This is a genomic window from Nocardia farcinica (assembly GCF_029867845.1).
GTDB classification, from domain to species: domain Bacteria; phylum Actinomycetota; class Actinomycetes; order Mycobacteriales; family Mycobacteriaceae; genus Nocardia; species Nocardia farcinica_A.
This window is the reverse complement of record NZ_JARWRU010000255.1, coordinates 1-3,905: the sequence shown is the minus strand read 5'-3', so window position 1 is coordinate 3,905 and position 3,905 is coordinate 1. Positions and strand designations below refer to the sequence as shown.

General features: G+C 71.7%; 3 protein-coding genes. All 3 read left to right on the top strand.

All coding sequences use genetic code 11. The features are described 5' to 3' along the window. Positions 1-1,367, top strand: a 1,367-nt coding sequence (locus tag QH283_RS05280; protein ID WP_280501886.1) for a zinc-dependent metalloprotease, incomplete at its 5' end; no start/stop codon positions are given. A gap of 89 nt (positions 1,368-1,456) precedes the next feature. After that, entirely contained in the window at positions 1,457-2,101 is a 645-nt protein-coding gene (locus tag QH283_RS05275; protein ID WP_348538258.1) for a hypothetical protein, read from the top strand. Positions 2,102-2,441: 340 nt separating this feature from the next. Further along, positions 2,442-3,785 (top strand): ABC1 kinase family protein, encoded by a 1,344-nt coding sequence (locus QH283_RS05270; protein ID WP_432420663.1) that lies wholly within the window; start codon positions 2,442-2,444, stop codon positions 3,783-3,785. Positions 3,786-3,905 lie beyond the last annotated feature (120 nt).

The following is a 3,905-nucleotide window of genomic DNA, read 5'->3' as shown; positions in this document are numbered from 1 at the left end:
GATTCGCCGTCGGCGGGCCGGGGGCAGCGGGTTTCGACCCCGCCCAGCTGGGCCAGATGCTCACCTCGCTCGGCCAGATGCTCTCCGGCATGGGTGCGGGCATGGCCGCCCCCGGCGGCGGGCAGTCCGGCCCGGTGAACTACGACGTGGCCAAGCGGCTGGCGCGCCAGCAGCTGGGCAAGGACGTCGGCCCGGTCTCCCAGGGCGCGGCCAAGGCCGTGACCGATGCCGCGCACCTGGCCGAGCTGTGGCTCGACGGCGCCACCGTCCTGCCCGCCGGCGCGACCAGGACGGTGGCCTGGACGCCGGTGGACTGGATCGAGCAGACCCTGCCCACCTGGCAGCGGCTGTGTGATCCGGTCGCCCAGCAGGTCTCCGGCATGTGGACCTCGCAGCTGCCGCCGGAGGCGCGGGAGCTGGCGGGTCCGATGATGGGCATGCTCGGGCAGATGGGTGGGCTGGCGTTCGGCTCGCAGCTCGGCCAGGCCCTAGGCCAGCTCGGCAAGGAGGTGCTGACCTCCACCGACATCGGCCTGCCACTCGGCCCGGCGGGCACCGCGGCGCTGCTGCCCGCGGCGATCTCGGAGTTCAGCAAGGGCCTCGAGCAGTCCGAAAGCGAGATCCTGGTCTTCCTCGCCGCCCGCGAGGCCGCCCACCAGCGGCTGTTCGCGCACGTGCCGTGGCTGCGCCAGCAGGTGCTCGGCGCGGTCGAGGACTACGCGCGCGGCATCACCATGGACTTCTCCGCACTCGAAGAGGCCGCCCAGAACATCGACCCGATGTCGCTGACCGATCCGTCCAAGCTCGAGGAGCTGCTGGCGGCGGGCACGTTCGAGCCGCAGACCACCCCCGAGCAGAAGGCCGCGCTGGAACGGCTGGAGACCCTGCTCGCCCTGATCGAGGGCTGGGTACAGGTCGTGGTGGGCGAGGCGATCGGCGACCGGTTGCCCGGCGCGGGGGCGCTGGCCGAGACGCTGCGCCGCCGCCGCGCCACCGGTGGTCCCGCCGAGCAGACCTTCGCCACCCTGGTCGGCCTGGAACTGCGGCCGCGCAAGCTGCGTGAGGCGGCCGAGCTGTGGCGCAGGCTCACCGTCGACGCGGGTATGGAGAAGCGCGACGGCATCTGGGCGCACCCCGATCTGCTCCCCCATTCCGACGACCTCGACGCCCCCGCGGGTTTCATCGACTCGGTGATCGGCGGCGGGGCGGCGGCCTTCGACGATCCGCTGGCGCAGTTGGCCGAGACCGAGGCCCGCGAGCGCGCCGAGCGGGAGGCGCGCACCGGGCAGGACCGGGACGGGAGCGGCGACACCGGCGAGCACGACGGCGACCGGGGCGGCGACGACGAGGACACCGGCAAGTCCTGACCGATTGTCCTGTGCACAACCCGAAAAGCTGTGGACAACCGCGCTTTTCGGGGGGCGGCGCCGGCTGGGCCGTGCGCATACTGTCCGGCATGACGACATCGACCGCACGTCTGGCGGGCCCGCTGCTCAATCCACGGGTGACCGTGCTGGTGCGCCCCTCCGGGGTGGTCCAGCTCGGCTGGGACCCCGAGCGCGCCATGTTGCTCGACCCGCCGGGCATCGACACCTCGGCGGTGCTCGGCTTTCTGCGTCTGCTCGACGGCAGGCACGGCCGTGCCGAGATCTGCGCGCGCGCAAGTGAACACGGCCTCGCCCCCGAGCAGGCCGAGCAACTGCTCGACGAGATCGACGCGGCAGGTCTGCTGCAACCGCCGCGCGAACCGAGCTACCGGATCACCGCGGTGCGGGTGCACGGCGCTGGCCCGCTGTCCGACGCGGTCGCCTCGGGCCTGCGCGGTCTCGGCGTGCGGCCGAGGCGTTCGCACACCTATCGCCCCGAGTCGCCCAGGCCGCGCGAGCGGGTCGACCTGGTGGTGCTCACCGACACCGTGGTGGTCGATCCGCGGCTCGTCGCCGATCTGGTGGTCAACCGGGTCCCGCACCTGCAGGTGCGTTTGCGCGACGGCAAGGGCGTGATCGGCCCCTTCGTACTGCCAGGCGAGACGAGCTGCCTGCGCTGCGCCGATCTCATCAAGGCCGATTACGACGCCGACTGGCCGCACCTGGCCGCCTAGCTGCTCGACCGCGTTGGTCACGCTGCGCCGGCGGCCGGCGCCGCCACGGCCGCGCTGGCGCTGACCGAGCTGGAGGCCATCCTGGAGTGCTCGACCCACCGCTGCCCGGCCACCCTGAACACGACTCTGGAGCTGGACCTGGACTCCCACCAGCTCCAGCACCGCCGGTGGGAGCCGCATCCGCGCTGCGGATGCAGGCGGCTGCGCGCCGCCCCGGCCTGACACATCCGCCGCGAATCCGCCGCGAAATCGCGAAACGTGACGAACCGTACAGTTCGTTCCGAGGGGCAATAGTTCGATCCCGTGGCACGCCCACCGTTCGATCGGCCATGATGGGGGTGTGTCAGAGATCGTGCGCCGTAGCTCGTCCCGCAACGCTAAGTTAGCCAAGATTCCGCTCGGCATCGCGGGCCGCGCCGCCGTCGGCTTCACCAGGAAACTGGCCGGTGGCGACAAGTCCGAGATCAACGCCCAACTGAACCAGAAGGCCGCCGAGCAGCTGTTCACCGTGCTCGGCGAGCTCAAGGGCGGCGCGATGAAGTTCGGGCAGGCGCTGAGCGTGCTGGAAGCGGCGGTGCCGGAGGAGTTCGGCGAGCACTACCGCGACGCGCTGACCAAGTTGCAGGCCGCCGCGCCGCCGATGCCGACCGCCACCGTGCACCGGGTGCTGGATCAGCAGCTCGGCACGCAGTGGCGGCAGCGGTTCCAGTCCTTCGAGGACACGCCCGCGGCCTCGGCCAGCATCGGCCAGGTGCACAAGGCGGTGTGGTCGGACGGCCGCACGGTGGCGGTCAAGGTCCAGTACCCCGGCGCGGACGAGGCGCTGCGGGCCGACCTCAAGACACTGAACCGAATGTCCGGGATGTTCGCCTCGGTGATCCCCGGTCTCGACGTCAAGCCGATGCTGGCCGAGATCACCCAGCGCACCGAGGAAGAACTCGACTACCGCAACGAGGCCGCCAACCAACGCGCCTTCGCCAAGGCCTATCAGGGCCACCCCGATGTCGTCATCCCGAAGGTGGTGGCGGGCGCGCCCAAGGTGATCGTCAGCGAATGGCTCGACGGCACACCGGTTTCGGCGATCATCAAGGCGGGCGCGGCGGACCCGGAGGGCACCAAGGAGCTGCGCGACCGGGTGGCGCTGTTGATGGGCCGCTTCCACTTCTCCGCCCCGGAGGCGGTCGGCCTGCTGCACGCCGACCCGCACCCGGGCAATTTCATGATGCTGCCGGACGGCAGGCTGGCGGTCATCGACTTCGGCGCGTGCGCGCCGCTGCCCGGGGGCTTCCCGGCGATTCTCGGGCGGATGCTCGGGCTCGCGGTGGACGAGAAGTACGACGAGCTCACCGAGCTGATGTACGACAACGGCTGGGTGCTGCCCGGCCGCACGGTCACCCACAAGGAGATCGCCGACTACCTGCGGCCGTTCTCCGACCCGATTCGCACCGAGTCGTTCCACTTCACCCGCCGCTGGATGCAGCGGGTGGCGGGCAAGGCCACCGACTTCTCCAGCCAGGAGATGAAAACCGCGCGCTCGCTGCAACTTCCGGCCGAATACGTGATGATCTTCCGGGTCCTCGGCGGCTCGGTGGGCATCCTGGCCCAGCTCGACGCCGAGGTTCCGTTCATGGGCCTGGCCTACGACTGGCTGCCCGGTCTGCGGGAGGCCCGCTCGGCGGGCTGAATTCGCCTGCCCGGCAACGCGAACCGGGCGCCCCCCCGCAAACAAGGGGGGGGGGGGGGGGCGCATTGGCGGAGGGGGGGCCCGCCCCCCGGGGGCCGCCCCCGCCGCCCGGCACCGGGG